18 protein-coding genes are annotated in these 18,406 nt (G+C 69.6%); 11 read left to right on the forward strand and 7 right to left on the reverse strand.

Annotated features, from left to right (window positions below):
* Positions 1 to 10: 10 nt before the first annotated feature.
* The 7 genes from RAN53_RS06245 to hemA all read right to left on the reverse strand — a co-directional run bounded on the left by RAN53_RS06245 (position 11) and on the right by hemA (position 7,401).
* The gene (locus RAN53_RS06245; RefSeq protein ID WP_305795954.1) at positions 11 to 1,135 is read right to left on the reverse strand and encodes an ABC transporter ATP-binding protein; all 1,125 of its coding nucleotides are present in this window, start codon (positions 1,133 to 1,135) and stop codon (positions 11 to 13) included.
* A 70-nt stretch (positions 1,136 to 1,205) separates the two neighbouring features.
* Positions 1,206 to 2,492: an NAD(P)/FAD-dependent oxidoreductase gene (locus RAN53_RS06250; RefSeq protein WP_305795955.1), complete on the reverse strand. Its 1,287-nt coding sequence runs from the start codon at positions 2,490 to 2,492 to the stop codon at positions 1,206 to 1,208.
* Between the two features lie 253 nt (positions 2,493 to 2,745).
* Positions 2,746 to 3,501 (reverse strand): HesA/MoeB/ThiF family protein, encoded by a 756-nt coding sequence (locus tag RAN53_RS06255; RefSeq protein ID WP_305796078.1) that lies wholly within the window; start codon positions 3,499 to 3,501, stop codon positions 2,746 to 2,748.
* A gap of 8 nt (positions 3,502 to 3,509) precedes the next feature.
* The gene (locus tag RAN53_RS06260; protein WP_305795956.1) at positions 3,510 to 4,010 is read right to left on the reverse strand and encodes an Lrp/AsnC ligand binding domain-containing protein; all 501 of its coding nucleotides are present in this window, start codon (positions 4,008 to 4,010) and stop codon (positions 3,510 to 3,512) included.
* Positions 4,011 to 4,163: 153 nt separating this feature from the next.
* Complete coding sequence (gene prmC / locus RAN53_RS06265) at positions 4,164 to 5,030, reverse strand: peptide chain release factor N(5)-glutamine methyltransferase (RefSeq protein WP_305795957.1); 867 nt, start codon at positions 5,028 to 5,030, stop codon at positions 4,164 to 4,166.
* 1 nt (position 5,031) lies between these two features.
* The gene (prfA, locus tag RAN53_RS06270) at positions 5,032 to 6,123 is read right to left on the reverse strand and encodes a peptide chain release factor 1 (RefSeq protein WP_305795958.1); all 1,092 of its coding nucleotides are present in this window, start codon (positions 6,121 to 6,123) and stop codon (positions 5,032 to 5,034) included.
* Between the two features lie 9 nt (positions 6,124 to 6,132).
* Positions 6,133 to 7,401, reverse strand: coding sequence for a glutamyl-tRNA reductase (gene hemA, locus RAN53_RS06275; RefSeq protein WP_305795959.1), 1,269 nt, complete (start codon positions 7,399 to 7,401; stop codon positions 6,133 to 6,135).
* Between the two features lie 165 nt (positions 7,402 to 7,566).
* On the opposite strand from hemA, the gene RAN53_RS06280 reads away from it, so the two are divergent.
* From RAN53_RS06280 to htpX, 11 genes are all read left to right on the forward strand, one after another.
* Complete coding sequence (locus RAN53_RS06280; RefSeq protein ID WP_305795960.1) at positions 7,567 to 9,321, forward strand: tetratricopeptide repeat protein; 1,755 nt, start codon at positions 7,567 to 7,569, stop codon at positions 9,319 to 9,321.
* 26 nt (positions 9,322 to 9,347) lie between these two features.
* The gene (gene lolB, locus RAN53_RS06285; protein ID WP_305795961.1) at positions 9,348 to 9,965 is read left to right on the forward strand and encodes a lipoprotein insertase outer membrane protein LolB; all 618 of its coding nucleotides are present in this window, start codon (positions 9,348 to 9,350) and stop codon (positions 9,963 to 9,965) included.
* A gap of 16 nt (positions 9,966 to 9,981) precedes the next feature.
* On the forward strand, positions 9,982 to 10,845 hold the full coding sequence (ispE, locus tag RAN53_RS06290) for a 4-(cytidine 5'-diphospho)-2-C-methyl-D-erythritol kinase (RefSeq protein ID WP_305795962.1): 864 nt from the start codon (positions 9,982 to 9,984) through the stop codon (positions 10,843 to 10,845).
* A 54-nt stretch (positions 10,846 to 10,899) separates the two neighbouring features.
* Positions 10,900 to 11,841, forward strand: coding sequence for a ribose-phosphate pyrophosphokinase (locus RAN53_RS06295; protein WP_305795963.1), 942 nt, complete (start codon positions 10,900 to 10,902; stop codon positions 11,839 to 11,841).
* Between the two features lie 94 nt (positions 11,842 to 11,935).
* Positions 11,936 to 12,583, forward strand: coding sequence for a 50S ribosomal protein L25/general stress protein Ctc (locus tag RAN53_RS06300; protein ID WP_305795964.1), 648 nt, complete (start codon positions 11,936 to 11,938; stop codon positions 12,581 to 12,583).
* Between the two features lie 87 nt (positions 12,584 to 12,670).
* Entirely contained in the window at positions 12,671 to 13,255 is a 585-nt protein-coding gene (gene pth / locus RAN53_RS06305) for an aminoacyl-tRNA hydrolase (protein ID WP_305795965.1), read from the forward strand.
* 172 nt (positions 13,256 to 13,427) lie between these two features.
* Positions 13,428 to 14,519 (forward strand): redox-regulated ATPase YchF, encoded by a 1,092-nt coding sequence (gene ychF, locus RAN53_RS06310; RefSeq protein ID WP_305795966.1) that lies wholly within the window; start codon positions 13,428 to 13,430, stop codon positions 14,517 to 14,519.
* 154 nt (positions 14,520 to 14,673) lie between these two features.
* Entirely contained in the window at positions 14,674 to 15,075 is a 402-nt protein-coding gene (msrB, locus tag RAN53_RS06315; protein ID WP_305795967.1) for a peptide-methionine (R)-S-oxide reductase MsrB, read from the forward strand.
* 86 nt (positions 15,076 to 15,161) lie between these two features.
* Entirely contained in the window at positions 15,162 to 16,127 is a 966-nt protein-coding gene (gene ylqF / locus RAN53_RS06320) for a ribosome biogenesis GTPase YlqF (protein ID WP_305795968.1), read from the forward strand.
* Positions 16,128 to 16,162: 35 nt separating this feature from the next.
* Positions 16,163 to 17,392: a pyridoxal phosphate-dependent aminotransferase gene (locus RAN53_RS06325; RefSeq protein WP_305795969.1), complete on the forward strand. Its 1,230-nt coding sequence runs from the start codon at positions 16,163 to 16,165 to the stop codon at positions 17,390 to 17,392.
* A 102-nt stretch (positions 17,393 to 17,494) separates the two neighbouring features.
* Entirely contained in the window at positions 17,495 to 18,400 is a 906-nt protein-coding gene (gene htpX, locus RAN53_RS06330; protein WP_305795970.1) for a protease HtpX, read from the forward strand.
* Positions 18,401 to 18,406 lie beyond the last annotated feature (6 nt).

Raw genomic sequence — 18,406 nt, forward strand, 5'->3', positions numbered from 1 at the left:
GGGAGACTCCTTATTCGCTCAGGGTGACCAGGTCTTCCGGGGCCACCCTGACGGTGACCCGGTCGCCCACCTCGGGCAGGTGCCGGCCGCGGTTGTTCAGCGTGGCCTGCAGCGTCGACTCGCCCACCTCCAGGCGATACTCGGCGTGGCTGCCGCGGTAGAGCCGCTCGCTGACGGTGGCCGGCAGCTGGTTGTCGCCGGCCGGCTCTCCGGGCAGCAGGTCCAGGGTCTCGGGGCGGATCAGCAGCAGGCCGCCCTCCCCGGCCGCCTCGGCGCTGAGCACGCCCAGCGGCGTGGTCAGCCGGTCGCCGTCCCGGGCGCTGATCGGGTAGAGGTTGTCGTGGCCCATGAAGCGCGCCACGAAGGCGTTGGCCGGATGCTCGTAGACCTCCCGGGGCGGACCGACCTGCTGGATCACCCCGCCGTTGAGCACGGCGATGCGATCGGACATCACCATGGCCTCCTGCTGGTCGTGGGTGACGAAGACGAAGGTCATGCCCAGGCGCTTCTGTACCCGCAGCAGCTCCACCTGCAGTTGGCTGCGCAGGCCGGCGTCCAGCGCCGAGAGGGGCTCGTCGAGCAGCAGCACGTCCGGTTCGTTGACCAGTGCCCGGGCCAGGGCGATGCGCTGGCGCTGGCCGCCGGAGAGCTGGTCGACGCGGCGGTCCACCAGGTCACCCAGATGGATGAACTCGGCGATCTTCGCCACCCGGGCCTCGCGGTCCGCCGGCGGCATGCCGCGCATCTTGAGGCCGAAGGCGAGGTTCTCGCGCACCGACAGGTGCGGGAAGAGCGCATAGGACTGGAAGACGGTGTTGACGCTACGCTTGTGGGGCGGCGTCTCGGTGACGTCACGGCCGCCGATGGCCAGGCGCCCGTCATCGGCCTCCTCCAGCCCGGCGAGGATCCGCAGCAGGGTGGTCTTGCCGCAGCCGGAGGGGCCCAGCAGGGTGAAGAACTCGCCGGCCTCGATGACCAGGTCGACGCCATCCAGGGCCACGGTGTCGCGGCCGAAGCGCTTGTGCAGCCCCTGCATCTCGATGGAAGAGGCCTCGCGGGTCGGCTCGGCACTCTCGGTTTGCTGGGCCGCGGCTCGCGAGGCCTCGCCGGTGTCCAGGGTCAGGCTGTCGGTCATGGGCTTGCCCTCTATTGTTGTAACGTCTTGCGTGTCATGCCTGCTTGTCTGGTAACGTCTCGTCGCCCCGTCACAGCCGGTCGCGCAGCTTGTAGAAGGTGGTGGCCAGCACCAGCAGCGGGGTGCGCAGCCGGGCACCGCCGGGGAAGCACCGATGGGGCATGGCGGCGAAGGCATCGAAGCGCTCGGCCTGGCCGGCGATGGCCTCGGCCATCAGCCGCCCGGCCAGTCCCGCCAGGGCCATGCCGTGACCGGAGTAGCCCTGGGCGTAGTAGATATTGCCGCCCAGGCGGCCGAAGTCCGGCGCGCGATTGAGGGTGATGGCCACGTCGCCCCCCCAGCGATACTCGATGGGAATGCCCTCGAGCACCGGGAAGAGCCGGGCGATCTTGGCATCCATGCGCGCCTGGAGCCCCGGGGGCTCGCGGCCGTCGTAGCTCACCTCGCCGCCGTAGATCAGCCGGCGATCGCCGGAGAGGCGGTAGTAGTCGAGCACGAAGTTGGCGTCCGACAGGGCGTCGTTGTGGGGCAGCACCCGCGCCGCCTGGGCCTCGCTGAGCGGGGCGGTGGCGATCATGTAGTTGGCGGCGCGCATCACCCGCCCCGAGAGCTCCGGTACCAGCCCCGCCTGGTAGGCGTTGGTGCCCAGTACCACGAAGTCGGCGGTGACCCGGCCGGAGGCGGTGCGCACGCTGGCCGGCTGGCCACGCTCGATGGCCACGGCGGCGCTCTGTTCATGGATGACCACCCCGGCATCGCGGGCGGCACGGGCCAGGCCCAGGGTGTAGTTGAGCGGGTGAAGGTGCCCGGCAGCGCGCTCGTGCAGGGCGGCGGGATAGGCGTCGGAGACCACCCGTTCGCGCAGCGCCTCGCCCTCGAGCATCTCGAGATCGTGATAGTCGTAGTCGCGGGCCATGCGCTCGCGATGCTCGGCCAGTTCGCGCACATGGCGCGGCTTGACCGCCGCGTGCAGGTAGCCCCACTGCAGGTCGCAGGGGATGGCGTGGCGCTCGATGCGTTCGGCGGTCAGGCGCACCGCCTCGCGGCTCAGCTGCCAGATCTCGCGGGCGGCCTCGCGCCCCAGCGCCTTCTCCACGCTGGCCATGTCGGTGCCCAGCCCCGGCAGGATCTGGCCGCCGCTGCGCCCCGAGGCCCCGTAGCCGATCTCGCCGGCCTCCAGCAGCACCACCGAGTAGCCGCGCTCGGCCAGCTCGAGCGCCGCCGAGCAGCCGGTGATGCCGCCCCCCACCACGCAGACATCGGCGCGCACCTCGCCCTCGAGGGGCGGGCAGGCGCCGAGGTCGACGGCGATGGAGTCGCGGTACCAGGAGTTCGGCGGTGCGGCGTGGTCGGTCATGCGGGCTCCCCGGGGTTGGGCGCTGGGCGCCGGTGGCCATTGTCGTTGTTGTGAAGACGGGTGCTGCTGGGAATCAGTTTGACACCAGGCGACACGTGGATGTCAAGTATTCAATAACAACGCCCAACCACCACAGCCCCCTTTCCCGGACGCCCAGGCAACCGGCCCCGGCATCGCCACTGCGCCATGAAGGGCCGTACGTCGCGATCGCACAGGCGCTCGGCGTGGCGCCGAAAGCGTCAAGAAATCACGATCACGATGCCGACACGCCACAGGTGGCGCAGGCCGGGTCGCGGGGCACTTCGAAGCGGCGCCACTCGCCGCTCAGGCCATCGAAGGTGGAGAGCCCCCGATGGGGGGTGCCCGCGCCGCTGAGCAGCTTGACCGCCTCCAGCGCCTGGAAGCTGCCGATCAGCCCCACCAGCGGTGCCACCACCCCGCTCTCGGCACAAGAGAGCGCCTCGTCGCCCTGACCATCCGGGGGATAGAGACAGGCGTAGCAGGGGCACTCGGGGTCGCGGGGGTCGAACACCGCCAGCTGGCCCGAGAAGCGGATCGCCGCCCCGGAGACCAGCGGCACGCCGGCCGCGCGGCAGGCGGCGTTGATCGCATAGCGGCTGGAGAAGCGGTCGGTGCAATCGAGCACCACGTCGGCGGCGGCCACCGCCGCGGCCATGCCCTCCCCCTCCAGGTGCGTCGCAAGGGTCTCGATGCGACACCCCGGATTGAGCGCCAGCGCCGCCTCCCGGGCCGATTCGGCCTTGTTGCGCCGCAGGTCTGCCTCGCCGTGGGCGATCTGGCGCTGCAGGTTGGAGAGCTCGACCTCATCGGCGTCGGCCAGGGTCAGCCGTCCGACCCCGGCGGCGGCGAGATACAGCACCACCGGCGAGCCGAGCCCGCCGGCGCCGATGACCAGGGCGTGGCCGGCGAGCAGGCGCTCCTGGCCGGCGATGTCGATGGACTCCAGCATGATCTGGCGGCTGTAGCGCAGCAGCTCCCGGTCATTCATGGCGTGGCTCACTTGTCGTCGAACTCCTCGATATCGGGCACGTGCAGGGAGAACTCCTCCTTGACCTCCTCCATCACCACATAGCTCTTGGACTCCTTGACCCCCGGCAGGGTCAGCACCACGTCGCCGAGCAGCTGGCGATAGGCGGACATCTCGGGGATCCGGCACTTCAGGATATAGTCGAACTGCCCCGAGACCAGGTGGCACTCCTGAATCTGGGGCAGACGCGCCACGGCGCGGCGAAACTCGTCGAACACCGCCGGTGACTGGGTCTCCAGGCTGATCTCAACGAACACCAGCAGGTTGGCCTTGAGCGCCTGGGGGTCGAGCACGGCGCGATAGCCGCGGATCACCCCGGCGCGCTCCAGGCGCTTGACCCGCTCCAGGCAGGGCGTGGTGGAGAGCCCCACCTGGGAGGCGAGGTCGACGTAGGAGATGCGGGCATTCTCCTGCAGGCAGCGCAGGATCTTGAGGTCGATGCGGTCGAGGGATCGAGTCTTGGCTTTCATTGTAATGGCAGGCACCGGTCGGCAGAGTCATGAGCGCCGTCGTGACAGCGAAATCGACTGGAAATCACCCGACATCACGGCGGCAAACGGAAAAATCCTCTACCGAAGGTGTACCACACCCTCGCATCCACGGCTATCAACGCTTCGTCTGACTCAGGCCGGCTGGCGCCCCAGGCTGATGCGCTCGTGGCCGCCCAGGTCGCGGCGGCTGGCCACCTCGGCGTAGCCCGCCGCGACGAGGGCCTCGCGTACCGCCGCGGCCTGGCGAAAGCCATGCTCCAGCAGCAGCCAGCCGCCGGGCAGCAGGTACTCCCGCGCGCCCTTCACCAGGGAGCGCAGGTCGGCCAGGCCCTGGTCATCGGCCACCAGCGCCGAGCGCGGCTCGAAGCGCACGTCGCCAAGGGCCAGGTGTGGGTCGTCCGCCGCGATATAGGGCGGGTTGGAGACCACTAGATCGAAGCGGGCGTCCTCGTCCTCCCCGGCCAGGGCGGCGAACCAGTCGCTCTCGCGGAAGGTGGCGTTGGCCAGGGCGTGACGCGCGGCATTGTGTCGCGCCAGGGCCACCGCCTCGGGGCGCAGCTCCAGGCCCAGCACCCGCCAGCCGGGGCGCTCGCTGGCGAAGGCCAGGGCGATGGCGCCGCTCCCGCTGCCCAGGTCGAGCAGCCGCCCGCGGGTGGCCTCCGCCAGGGCCAGGGCCGCCTCGACCAGGGTCTCGGTGTCGGGGCGCGGGATCAGGGTGCTGGGGGCGGTGGCCAGGGCGAGCCCCCAGAACTCGCGCTCGCCGGTGAGGTAGGCCACCGGCTCCCCCGCCTCGCGGCGCGCCACCAACGCCCGGAAGCGCCGGGTCGGCGCCTCCTCGGCCTGGCGGTCGCCCCAGGTGTAGAGCCAGGTACGCTCGACGCCCAGCACGTGGCAGAGCAGCACCTCGGCATCGAGGCGGGCCGACGGCGAGCCCGCCGCGACCAGGCGGGCCGCGGCCTCGGCCAGCAGGGCATCGAGGGTCGCGGTGGTGCCCGCCACCTCAGACCTCCTGCTGCAGGGCGGCGAGCTGTTCCGCCTGGTACTCGTGGATCAGGGGCTCGATCACCTCGTCGAGGTGTTCGCCGCCGACCACCTCGGAGAGCTTGTAGAGGGTGAGGTTGATGCGGTGGTCGGTGACCCGCCCCTGGGGAAAGTTGTAGGTGCGGATGCGCTCGCTGCGATCCCCGGACCCCACCAGGCCGCGTCGGGTATCGGCCTGCTGCTGGCGCTGGCTGTCCACGGCATGCTGCTTGAGGCGGGCGGCGAGCAGCGACATCGCCTTGGCACGGTTCTTGTGCTGGCTGCGCTCCTCCTGGCACTCGACGACCACGCCGCTGGGCAGGTGGGTGATGCGGATGGCGGAGTCGGTGGTATTGACGTGCTGGCCACCCGCGCCGCTGGAGCGGAAGGTGTCCACGCGCAGGTCGCTCGGGTCGAGGTCGATGTCGCCCACCGCGTCCACCTCGGGCATCACCGCCACGGTGCAGGCCGAGGTGTGGATGCGGCCCTGGGACTCGGTGGCCGGCACGCGCTGCACGCGGTGGGCGCCGGACTCGAACTTGAGCCGGGCATAGGCGCCCTCGCCCTTGATGCGCGCGATGATCTCCTTGTAGCCGCCCTGCTCGCCATGGCTGGCGCTGACCACCTCTACCTTCCAGCCGTGCTTCTCGGCATAGCGCGAGTACATGCGGAACAGGTCGCCGGCGAACAGCGCCGCCTCGTCACCGCCGGTGCCGGCGCGCACCTCCAGGAAGACGCCGCGGCCATCGTCGGGGTCTTTCGGCACCAGCAGGCGCTTGAGGGTCTCCTCCAGGGCATCGCGCGTCTCGCGCCCCTCGGCCAGCTCCAGCTCGGCCAGCTCGCGCATCTCGGGGTCGCTGTCGGAGGCGAGCTGTGCGGCCTCCTCGAGGGTGCCCTCCACGGCGCGATACTCGCGCCACGCCTCCACCAGCGCCTCGAGCTCGGCATATTCACGGGAGTAGTCGCGGAAGCGGGCCTGGTCGCCGATCACCTCGGGCTCCGACAGCAGGGCGGTGAGCTCCTCGAAGCGCTCGCCGAAGGCGTCGAGACGCGCACGCAGGGAAGCTTTCATGAATCGGTCCTATCGGGTCTTGTCGGGAGTCGCCTCGAGCAGCAGCACGCTGGCCGCCTCGAGCAGGTCGTGGCGTTCGGCGGAGGCGGCCTCGCGCAGCGCCACGGTGGGGCCATGCAGCAACCGATTGGTGAGCTGGTGGGCCAGGCGCCGCACCACGGCCTCGGGATCCTCGCCACTTCCCAGGCGTGCCAGGGCCTGCTCCAGGGAGTGGTCGCGCAGCCCCTCGCCGCGGGAACGGTAGTCGTGGATAAGCTCGCCGCCGCTGCGGATGCGGCGTTCGTGCAGCCAGGCACCCACGCCGTGCTCGATCAGCGACTCCGCCTGGTCGGCGGCCACCTGGCGGTGGCGGCGGTTCTCCGCGATCACCTCCTGGAGGTCATCCACCGTATACAGGAAGATGTCGGCGAGCTGGCCCACCTCGGGCTCGATATCCCGGGGCACGGCGATATCGACCATGAAGATCGGCCGGTGGCGGCGCTTCTTCAGCGCCCGCTCCACCATGCCCTTGCCGAGGATCGGCAGCGGCGCCGCCGTGGAGGAGATGACGATATCGGCCTCCACCAGGGCATCGGGGATGGCGTCCAGGGTGATCGCCCGGCCGCCCAGCGGCGCGGCCAGGAGCTCACCCCGCTCGCGGGTGCGGTTGGCCACGGTCAGCTGGCTGACGCCCGCCTCCACCAGGTGGCGGGCCACCAGCTCGATGGTCTCGCCGGCTCCGATCAGCAGCGCCCGGGCGCGGCCGAAGTCATCGAAGATGCGGCTCGCCAGGCTCACCGCCGCATAGGCCACCGACACCGGGTTGCGGCCAATGCCGGTCTCGGTGCGTACCTGCTTGGCCACGGCGAAGGTGTGCTGGAACAGGCACTCCAGCTCCTTGCCCAGCCCACGCCCCACGCGACTGGCCTGGTAGGCGTCCTTGAGCTGGCCGAGTATCTGCGGCTCGCCCAGCACCATGGAGTCCAGGCCCACTGCCACGCGCATCAGGTGGCGGGCGGCGTCGTTGTCCAGGTAGTGGTAGGCGCACTTCGAGAGGTCGTCGACCGGCAGGCCATGGAAGCGGCCCAGCCAGTCCAGGATGGCCATCTCCCCTTCCGGCTCGGTCACGCAGTAGAGCTCGGTGCGGTTGCAGGTAGAGAGGACGGCCGCCTCCCTGACCTCGGGCAGGCGGCGCAGCTCGCCCAGCGCGACATCCAGCACGGCGGGGTCGAAGGCCACCTGTTCGCGCACCTCCACGGTGGCGGTTCGGTGATTGATTCCAAGGGCAAGCAGCGTCATGCGTCGGGCATCTTGAACGTGGGGTGTGCGGCCGTTACGGCCTCGCTGTCGAGGCGCCAGGATTCTACCACAGCCGACAGTCGATGGCCGCACTCCGCCGCTGCGCCTTTGCCCGCGCCTGCCGAGCCGTTATGCTGAGGCCACCGCACCGCAAGCGAGACCCCCATGGCCTGCGCCCCGCTCTCCCTGTTCTCCCTGCCACTGGCGATGCCGGCACTGGCCCTGCTGCTGGCCGGCTGCCAGGCGTGGCCCCTCGACGACGGCGAAGCCTCGGTGATCGAGGACCCGCTGGCCGGGGCCCCGCCCATCGAGCGCGGCCTCGACGCCGCAGGGCTGGCCGACCTGCTCACCGCGGAGCTGGCCGGCCAGCGTGGCGACTACCGACGCGCCGCCGAGGGCTATCTCACCGCCAGTGAACGCTACCGCAGCGCCGGCCTGGCGGAGCGGGCCGCACTGGCCGCCAGCTTCGGCAACGAACGCGAACTGCTCGACCGAGCCGCCCGGGAGTGGCAGGGGCTGGCGCCCGACAGCCCCGCGCCGGCTCGGCTGCTGGCCGGCCTCGCCGTGCAGCGCGGAGACTGGGACGAAGCGCTGCGCCAGCGCCTGGCGCTGGTCCGGGACGGCGGCGACAGCGAGATCTCGCCGCTGATCGAATCCGCCCTGGCCGCCAACGCCGACCCGGCCCCGCTGCTCACCAGGCTGCGCGACTACCTGGCCACGGCGCCCGAGGATGCCCGCCGCCATGACGCCGAGCTCGCCACCGCGCTGCTCGAGGTGGCCATCGGCGAGACCGCCGCCGCCGAGCGACGCCTCGACCGCCTGGGCGCCCGCGCCCCCGAGCTTCCCGCACTGTGGCTGACCCGCGCCCGGCTGGCCCAGGAAGCGGAAGACCCGCGCGCTGCCCGCGCCGCTGCGCGCCGCGGCCTCGAGGTCTCCCCCGGCGATGCGCGCTTCATCCTGCTGCTGGCCCAGAGCGAGCTGCGCCTGGGCAACGTCGCCGCCGCCGAGGCGCAGACCGACGCCCTGCTCGAGGAGCATACCGGCGACAGCGCGCTGACCATCGGCCTGGCCCGCCTCTATCTGGACGAAGGGCACCTCGAGCCGGCACGACGCCTGCTGTTGCCACTGGTGGACGCCCCCGAGCCCCCGGCGGACGCCTTCCTGCTGCTGGGCGATATCGCCCGCGCCGAGGGCGAGATCGACAACGCCCTCCTCTATTACCGTCAGGTGCCGCCGGAGCAGGGTTTCCTGCTCAGCCGACTCCGGGCCGCCGAGATGCTGGTCGAGGATGACCGGCTGGATGATGCCCGCGCCTTCCTGCGCGTCGAGCGGCTGCGCCACGACGACGCATTCGGCGACCTGGTCTCCCTGGAGGTCGAGCTGCTCGACCGCGAGGGGCTCGTCGAGGACGCCGACGTCCTGCTCGACCGCGAACTGGCGCGCACCCCCAACGACGAGCAGCTGCTCTACCTGCGCGGGATGCGCGCCTGGGAGGCGGGCGACCTGGCGGGCATGGAGCGCGACCTCGGGCGCATCATCGAGCGCAACCCCGACAACGCCATGGCCCTCAATGCCCTGGGCTACACCCTCGCCGACCAGGGGCCCGAGGACCGTCTTGCGGAGGCCCGCGAACTGGTAGAGCGCGCCCATGCCATCGAGCCCGACAGCCCCGCCATCCTCGACAGCCTGGGCTGGGTCCACTACCGCGAGGGCGACCCCCAGGGTGCCCTGCCCTGGCTCGAGCGCGCCTATCGCGCCATGCCCGACCAGGAGATCGCCGCCCACCTGGCCGAGGTACTGTGGGCCCTGGGCCGCCACGAAGAGGCCCGCGAACTGGTCCGCGAGGCCCTCGAGCGCTTCGACGACCGGCCGCTGATTGACGACCTGCTGCAACGCATCCCCGACATTGCCCCGCGATGACACACACAACCGAGCCCGAGACCGCCATGCCACGCCGACACCCGCTTCGACTCACCGCCACCCTGCTGTTGATGGCCCTGGCCGCCGGCTGCGCCCGCCAGGCGCCGCTGCCCATGGGGGAGCGGGGCCCGGGGCAATGGCAGGCCCAGCAGGCGCGCATCGAGGCACTGGACACCTGGCAGCTGGCCGGCAAGGCCGGGCTGCGCACCCCCGAGGACTCCACCAGCGCTAACCTCGACTGGAGCCAGCATCCCCACTACTACCGCCTGCTGATCAGCGGCCCCTTCGGCAGCGGTCGCAGCACCCTGGAGGGCCGCGAGGGACGCTTCTCGCTGACCACCTCGGAGGGGCGCTTCGAGGCCGCGACTCCCGAGGCGCTGATGGAGCAGCAGCTGGGCTGGTCGCTGCCGCTGGGCGCGCTGTCGGACTGGATTCGCGGCCTGCCCGGCGACGGCAGCGAGCATCGCCTGGAGGAGGACGAACTGGGCTTCCCGGCTCGCCTCGAGCAGGATGGCTGGGAGGTCGACTACCGCGACTGGACCCGCACCGACGGCCTGTGGCTGCCGCGTCGCCTGGTGATGAGCTACGGCGAGCTGCGCGTGACCCTGGTGGTCAACGAATGGCGCCCCGTCGTCGATGAGTGAGCAAGGCGACGCCAGCATGATCGCGACACCCGCCAGGCCGCTGGTCCTGCCCGCTCCCGCCAAGCTCAACCGCCTGCTGCATATCACCGGGCAACGCGCGGACGGCTACCACGAGCTGCAGACGCTGTTCCAGTTTCTCGATCACGGCGACACCCTGCGCCTGGCCCTGCGCGAGGACGGCAATATCCGGCTTGCGCCGGGGATTCCCGGCGTGCCCCATGACCAGAACCTGATCGTGCGTGCGGCACGCCGGCTCCAGGCCGAGAGCGGCTGTCCGCTGGGTGCCGACATCCACCTGGAGAAGCACCTGCCCATGGGCGGCGGCCTGGGCGGTGGCAGTTCGGATGCCGCCACCGTCCTGCTGGGCCTCGACGCCCTCTGGGGGCTGGGACTGTCCCTCGACCACCTCGCCGAGCTGGGCCTGGCGCTCGGTGCCGATGTCCCGGTCTTCGTGCGCGGCCATGCCGCCTGGGCCGAAGGGGTCGGCGAGCGCCTCACTCCGGTGGATCTCGACACGCCCTGGTTCGTGGTGGTCCACCCCGGCATCGAGGTGGCCACCCCGGCGGTATTCCGGGCTCCCGAATTGACACGCCACACCCCCCCGATTACCATGGCGCGCGCCCTGCAGGGGGGAGCGTCCAGCTGGCGCAACGACTGCGAGGCCACGGTCAGATCACTCTATCCGCCGGTCGCCGCAACCCTGGACTGGCTGGCACGACGAGCCCCGACCATGCTGACCGGCACGGGTGCATGCGTCTTCGCCAGCCTGGCTGACGAGCGGGAGGCCGACCGGCTGCTGACCGAGATCGACGGCCGCTGGCAGGCCTTCAAGGCCCGCGGCTTGAACCGCTCTCCACTGCATGACGCTCTGGATCGCTGATCACACCCCGATCCGAACCCCCGATGACCCAACACACTGCATAGGTGGCCGCGCGTGTCAAAATTGATGGTTTTCGCCGGGAACGCCAATCCCGAACTCGCCCGCAAGATCGCCGAGAGTCTGGACACCCGTCAGGGCAACGCCACGGTCGGCCAGTTCAGCGACGGCGAGATCGCGGTCGAGATCAACGAGAACGTGCGCGGCAAGGATGTCTTCGTCCTGCAGTCCACCTGTGCGCCGACCAATGACAACCTGATGGAACTGATCCTGATGATCGACGCCCTGCGCCGGGCCTCGGCCACCAGGATCACGGCGGTGGTGCCCTACTACGGCTATGCCCGTCAGGACCGCCGCGTGCGCTCCGCCCGCGTGCCGATCTCGGCCAAGATCGTCGCCGACATGATGGTCAAGGCCGGCGTCGACCGGGTGATGACCATGGACCTCCATGCCGACCAGATCCAGGGCTTCTTCGACGTGCCGGTGGACAACGTCTACGGCTCGCCGATCCTGCTCGACGACATCGAGCGCCAGAACTACGAGAACCTGGTGGTGGTCTCCCCCGACGTGGGCGGCGTGGTGCGCGCCCGTGCCATCGCCAAGCAGCTCAACGCCGACCTCGCCATCATCGACAAGCGTCGTCCCGCGGCCAACCAGGCCCAGGTGATGCATATCATCGGCGAGATCGAGGGACGCAACTGCGTGGTGGTGGACGACATGATCGATACCGCCGGTACCCTGTGCAAGGCCGGCGAGGCGCTCAAGGACCACGGCGCCGAGCGCGTGGTGGCCTACGCCACCCACCCCATCCTCTCGGGCCCGGCGGTCGACAACATCACCGGTTCGGTGCTCGACGAGGTGGTGGTCACCGACACCATTCCGCTCTCCGATACCGCGCGCCGCAGCGGCAGGATCCGCCAGCTGAGCGTCGCCGGCCTGATCGCCGAGGCGATCCGTCGGGTGAGCAACGAGGAATCCGTCAGCGCCATGTTCCACTAACAGGCGCCGGAAAGCGCCCTTCGGGGCATCCGGAAGCGTCAGGGCTCTGGTCGCGGTCCCTGACGCTTTCCTACTTCAAGCAAGAGGCAATTCCATGTCCGATTTTACCCTTAACGCCAGCGTTCGTAACGACCTGGGGAAAGGTGCGAGCCGCCGCCTGCGTCGTGCGAACGAGCAGGTTCCCGCCATCATCTATGGTGGTGAGAAGGAGCCCCAGCCGATCTCCGTCGAGAAGTCCGCCTTCTACAAGGCGATCGAGGAGGAGTCCTTCTTCTCCTCCATTCTCAACCTGGTGGTCGACGGCAAGAGCGAGCAGGTGGTGGTGCGTGACCTGCAGCGTCACCCCTTCAAGCAGCTGGTCACCCACGCCGACTTCCTGCGTGTGGATGCCACCCACGAGATCACCCTGAACGTGCCGCTGCACGTGGTGGGCGAGGACAAGTGCAAGGGCATCAAGGACGAAGATGGCGAGCTGCACGTGCTGGCCAACGAGGTCCAGGTGAGCTGTCTGCCCAAGGACCTGCCCGACTACCTGGAAGTCGACATCTCCGAGATCGCGCTGGGCACCACCCTGCACCTCTCCGACCTGAGCCTGCCGGCCGGTGTCACCCTGGTCGATCTGACCCATGGTGAAGACCACGACAATGCCGTGCTCAGCATCAGCAAGCCGAAGGTGCGCGCCGCGGAAGACGAAGGTGACGCCGCCGAGGGCGAGGAAGAAGGCGAGAAGGGCGAGGAGTGATCCTCACCCGCTCAGGGGCCGCGCCTGGCGCGGCCCTCCTGCCGATGATCAAGCGCCCCGGCGCTTGATTTTTTTTGGAGGTAATACATGAGTCAGGTCAGAGCGATCATCGGACTGGGCAACCCCGGCGCCGACTACGAGGCCACCCGCCACAACGCCGGCGCCTGGTTGGTGGAGGCCGTGGCTCGCCGCGCCGGCGGCGAACTGCGCGCCGACCGCAAGTTTCTGGGCCTGCATGCCAGGGTCCAGTTCGAGGGACGTGACCTCCACCTGCTCAACCCCACCACCTTCATGAACCGCAGCGGCGGTGCGGTGGCCGCCCTCTGCCAGTTCTTCAAGCTGGCACCGGATGAGCTGCTGGTGGCCCACGACGAGCTGGACCTGCCCCCCGGGACCGCCCGCTACAAGACTGGCGGCGGCCACGGCGGCCATAACGGGCTGCGCGACATCGCAAGCGCGCTGGGCAACGAGCGCGGCTTCCACCGCCTGCGCCTCGGCATCGGTCACCCCGGGGACTCTCGCCAGGTGACGAACTACGTGCTGGGTCGCCCCGGCAAGGCCGAACACACCGCCATCGAGGCCGCCATCGGTGAATGCCTGGCCACCCTGCCCGACGCCCTCGACGGCGAGTGGGCGAAGGCCATGAACCGGCTGCACAGCTTTTCCGCCTGAGGCGGAAAAGCCAGCGCGAAGCTCAAGGCATCATGAGCACCCGAGCAGGCGAAACCGCCCTTCTTCCGGCTTCCAGCCGCGCAGCGGCGCTCTTCCCGCTTATAGCTTGCCCGCTAGTCGGGTAGAATAGTCGCCACTCTCCACTCGCGAACACGCATTCCAGGACACTCCCATGGGTTTCAACTGCGGTATCGTCGGCCTGCCCAATGTCGGCAAGTCGACCCTCTTCAACGCCCTGACCAAGTCCGGCATCGACGCCGAGAACTTCCCCTTCTGCACCATCGAGCCCAACGTCGGCATCGTGCCGATGCCCGACCCGCGCCTCGACGCCCTGGCGGAGATCGTCAAGCCGCAGAAGGTGCTGCCCACCACCATGGAGTTCGTGGACATCGCCGGCCTGGTCGCCGGCGCCTCCAAGGGTGAGGGGCTGGGCAACAAGTTCCTGGCCAATATCCGCGAGACCCAGGCCATCGCCCATGTGGTGCGCTGCTTCGAGAACGACAACGTCATTCACGTCGCCAACCAGGTCGACCCGCAGGCCGATATCGAGATCATCAACATGGAGCTGGCGCTGGCCGACCTCGACACCGTGGAGCGCGCCATCCAGCGCCTGGTGCGCGTGGCCAAGGGCGGCGACAAGGAGGCCATCGCCACCAAGGCGATCCTCGAGCGCATCCAGCCCCATCTGGCCGAGGGCATGCCGCTGCGGAGTTTCGAGCTCACCGACGACGAGCAGCACCAGCTCAAGGGGTTCGGCTTCCTGACCCTCAAGCCCACCATGTACATCGCCAACGTCAACGAGGATGGCTTCGAGGACAACCCCTACCTCGACGTGGTCCGCGAGATCGCCGAGGCGGAGGGCGCCGTGGTGGTGCCGGTATGCAACCAGCTCGAGGCCGAGATCGCCGAGCTCGATGACGAGGAGCGCGCCATGTTCCTCGACGAGATGGGCATGCAGGAGCCGGGGCTCGACCGCGTCATCCGTGCCGGCTACGCGCTGCTCGGCCTGCAGACCTACTTCACCGCCGGCGTGAAGGAGGTCCGCGCCTGGACCGTGAAGTTGGGCGCCACCGCCCCCGAGGCCGCCGGGGTGATCCACACCGACTTCCAGAAGGGCTTCATCCGCGCCGAGGTCATCGCTTACGACGACTTCGTCTCGCTGGGCGGCGAGCAGGGCGCCAAGGACGCCGGCAAGTGGCGGCTGGAGGGCAAGGAGTACATCGTCAAGGACGGCGACGTGATCCACTTCCGCTTCAACGTCTGAGCCCCGCTGCTTGCCTCCTGCCCCTCACGCCCCCGGCACGCCACCGGGGGCGCCTGCGTTGAGGCGGCGTGACCGCCGCCGCGGCCGGGACTCCCCCACCATGCCCGCTGCGTGCCACAATAGGGTCATTGCCTCGACGACAAGGAGAGCCGCCATGCCCTGGAAGATCGACAAGACCGACGCCGAATGGCGCGAGCAGCTGACCCCCGAGCAGTACCGCGTTACCCGCGAGAAGGGCACCGAGCCGCCCTTCAGCGGCGACTGCCGGGTCACCGACGAGCACGGCATCTACCACTGCGTCTGCTGCAACGCCCCGCTGTTCGAGAACGAGCACAAGTTCGACGCCGGCTGCGGCTGGCCGAGCTTCGATCGGCCCATGACTCCGTCCTGTATCGCGGAGCATCTCGACACCGCCCACGGCATGCGGCGCACCGAGGTGACCTGCGCGCGCTGCAACGCTCACCTCGGCCACGTCTTCCCCGATGGCCCGACCGACACCACCGGCCTGCGCTACTGCATCAACGCCGTGGCGCTGGACTTCCACGCCGGGGAGTAGCCCTCGCAATCGCCTTCGTTCCATCCTGCCGCGGCCGCGCATCTGCTAAGATGGGCGGCCGATTCTTTTGAAGGCAGGAGAGGTCCATGCTCGGTTGGTACCCGGGACACATGAACAAGGCGCGGCGCCAGATCACCGAGGCGCTGCCGGAGATCGACGTGGTGGTCGAGGTCCTCGACGCCCGCCTGCCCTACTCCAGCGCCAACCCCATGCTCGCCGAGCTCACCCGCCACAAGCCGGTGCTCAAGATCCTCTCCCGCGCCGACCTGGCCGACCCGGAGCGCACCCGGGAGTGGGTGGCCCATTTCGACGCCCAGCCCGATACCCGCGCCCTGGCCGTGACCACCACTCAGGCCCGGGAGCTCAAGCGCATCCCCCGGCTCTGCCACGAGCTCGCCGGGGCGGTCCGCGCCGACCGCGACGTGCGGGTGATGGTGATGGGCATTCCCAATGTCGGCAAGTCGACCCTCATCAACGGCCTGGCCGGCAAGAGCATCGCCAAGACCGGCAACGAGCCCGCGGTCACCAAGCGCCAGCAGAAGGTACGCATCGGCGGGCGCGTGGCGCTGATCGACACCCCCGGGGTGCTGTGGCCCAAGATCGAGGACCAGGCCAGCGCCTACCGCCTGGCGGCCAGCGGCGCCATCCGCGACACCGCCATCGACTATGTGGACGTGGCGGTGGTCGCCGCCGCCGAGCTGGCCCGTCGCTATCCCGAGGCGCTCACCGCCCGCTACCGGCTCAAGGCGCTGCCGGCCTATACGCCCCATCCCGAGGCGGACCGGGTCGAGGCCGACGGCCCGCTGCGCGTGGACCTTCTCGCCGTGGCCGGTTTCGACGGCCACGCGATACTGGCCGAAATCGCCGCCCGGCGCGGCGGCCTGCGCTCCGGCGGCGAGGTGGACCTGCACCGCGGCGCCGAGGTGCTGCTGCATGAGCTGCGCGACGGCAAGCTCGGCCGCCTGACCCTGGAGACTCCGGCGGATATCCCGCCCGAGCCTGTCATCGAGCCGGACGGGGCCGATGACGCCGTGCCCCCGCACAACGCATAATCCTATCGCCCTCGCCGACCTGGACACCGAACGACATGGACACCACCCCGATCCGCAAATCGCACAAGCTGCACAACGTCTGCTACGACATCCGCGGCCCGGTGCTCGACCACGCCAAGCGCCTGGAAGAGGAAGGCCAGCGCATCCTGAAGCTCAACATCGGCAACCCCGCCCCGTTCGGCTTCGAGGCGCCGGAGGAGATCCTCCAGGACGTGATGCGCAACCTGCCGACCGCCCAGGGCTACTGCGACTCCAAGGGCCTCTACTCGGCGCGCAAGGCGATCATGCAGGAGTGCCAGCGCCGCGAGATCCCGGGCGTCGGCATCGAGGACATCTACATCGGCAACGGTGTCTCAGAGCTGATCGTGATGGCCCTGCAGGCGCTGCTCAACGACGGCGACGAGGTGCTGATCCCGGCCCCGGACTACCCGCTGTGGACCGCCGCGGCCAACCTCTCCGGCGGCCATGCCGTGCACTACCTGTGCGACGAGCAGGCGGGCTGGGCGCCGGACCTGGACAATATCCGCGCCAAGATCACCGCCCACACCCGGGCCATCGTGATCATCAATCCCAACAACCCCACCGGCGCCGTCTACCCGCCGGAAGTGGTGCGCGAGCTGCTCGAGATCGCCCGCCAGCACGACCTGGTGGTGTTCTCCGACGAGATCTACGACAAGATCCTCTACGACGACGTGGAGCACGTCTCCACCGGGGCACTTGCCGGCGAGGACCAGCTGGTGGTGACCATGAACGGGCTCTCCAAGAGCTACCGCTGCGCCGGCTTCCGCTCCGGCTGGATGATCCTCTCCGGCAACATCGCCAAGCAGCGCGCCGCCGACTTCATCCAGGGGCTGACCATGCTCGCCTCGATGCGCCTGTGCGCCAATGTGCCGGCCCAGCACGCCATCCAGACCGCACTGGGCGGCTACCAGTCGATCAACGACCTGATCCTGCCCGGCGGGCGCCTGCTGGCCCAGCGCGACATCACCTTCGAGAAGCTCAACGCCATCCCCGGGGTCAGCTGCGTGAAGCCCAAGGGCGCGCTCTACGCCTTCCCGCGCCTGGACCCCAAGGTGTTCAATATCCAGGACGACCAGCAGATGGTGCTCGACCTGCTGCTCCAGGAGAAGATCCTGCTGGTCCAGGGCACCGCCTTCAACTGGCCGGAGCCCGACCACGTGCGCATCGTCACCCTGCCCTGGGCCGACCAGCTCGGCGATGCCCTGGACCGCTTCGCCCGCTTCCTGTCGCGCTACCGCCAGTAGCGGCGCTTGAAACCCTCGCCGCCCGACCGTATCTAAGCAACGGCTTGTGCATGCCGCCCGTCCGGGCGGCCCCCTTTCGATGATCGATGGAGACCCACCGACATGATGCGAATCCTGCTCTTCCTGGCCACCAACCTGGCGGTACTGCTGGTGGCCAGCATCACCCTGCGCCTGCTGGGCGTGGAGGGCTATCTGAGCGACCAGGGGATCAACTTCCAGAGCCTGCTGATCTTCTGCTTCATCTTCGGCATGGCCGGCTCGATGATCTCGCTGTTCATCTCCAAGTGGATGGCCAAGCGCGGCACCGGCACCGTGGTGATCGAGACGCCGTCGAATGCCACCGAGAAGTGGCTGGTAGACACCGTGGCGGAGCTGGCCCGGGATGCCGGCATCAAGACCCCGGAGGTCGGCATCTTCCCGGCCCAGCAGTCCAACGCCTTCGCCACCGGCTGGAACAAGGATGACGCCCTGGTGGCGGTCTCCGCCGGCCTGCTCAACCGCATGCGCCCCGAGGAGGTGCGCGCGGTGCTGGCCCACGAGATCGGCCACGTGGCCAACGGCGACATGGTCACCCTGGCGCTGATCCAGGGCGTGGTGAACACCTTCGTGATGTTCTTCGCCCGGGTGGTGGCCCATCTGGTCGACGGCTTCCTGAAGAGCCGCAGCGACGGCGAGGGCGGCCTGGGCTTCATGGGCTACTTCGCGGTGGTCATGGTGGCCGAGGTCGTGTTCGGCATCGCCGCCTCGGCCATCGTCGCCTGGTTCTCGCGCTTCCGCGAGTATCGCGCCGACGCCGCCGGTGCCAAGCTGGCGGGCTCCGGCGCCATGATCAACGCCCTCGCTCGCCTCAAGGCCGAGACCGAACTGCCCGACCAGATGCCCGATACCTTGCGTGCCATGGCCATCACCAAGGGCCAGACCCGCTCACTGGTGGAGAAACTCTTTGCCAGCCACCCTCCCCTGGATGATCGCATCCGCGCCCTCAAGGAGGCCGCCTACCGCGAGTAACGATTG

Source organism: Halomonas sp. SSL-5 (genome assembly GCF_030708455.1).
In the GTDB taxonomy this organism is placed as follows: Bacteria; Pseudomonadota; Gammaproteobacteria; order Pseudomonadales; family Halomonadaceae; genus Halomonas.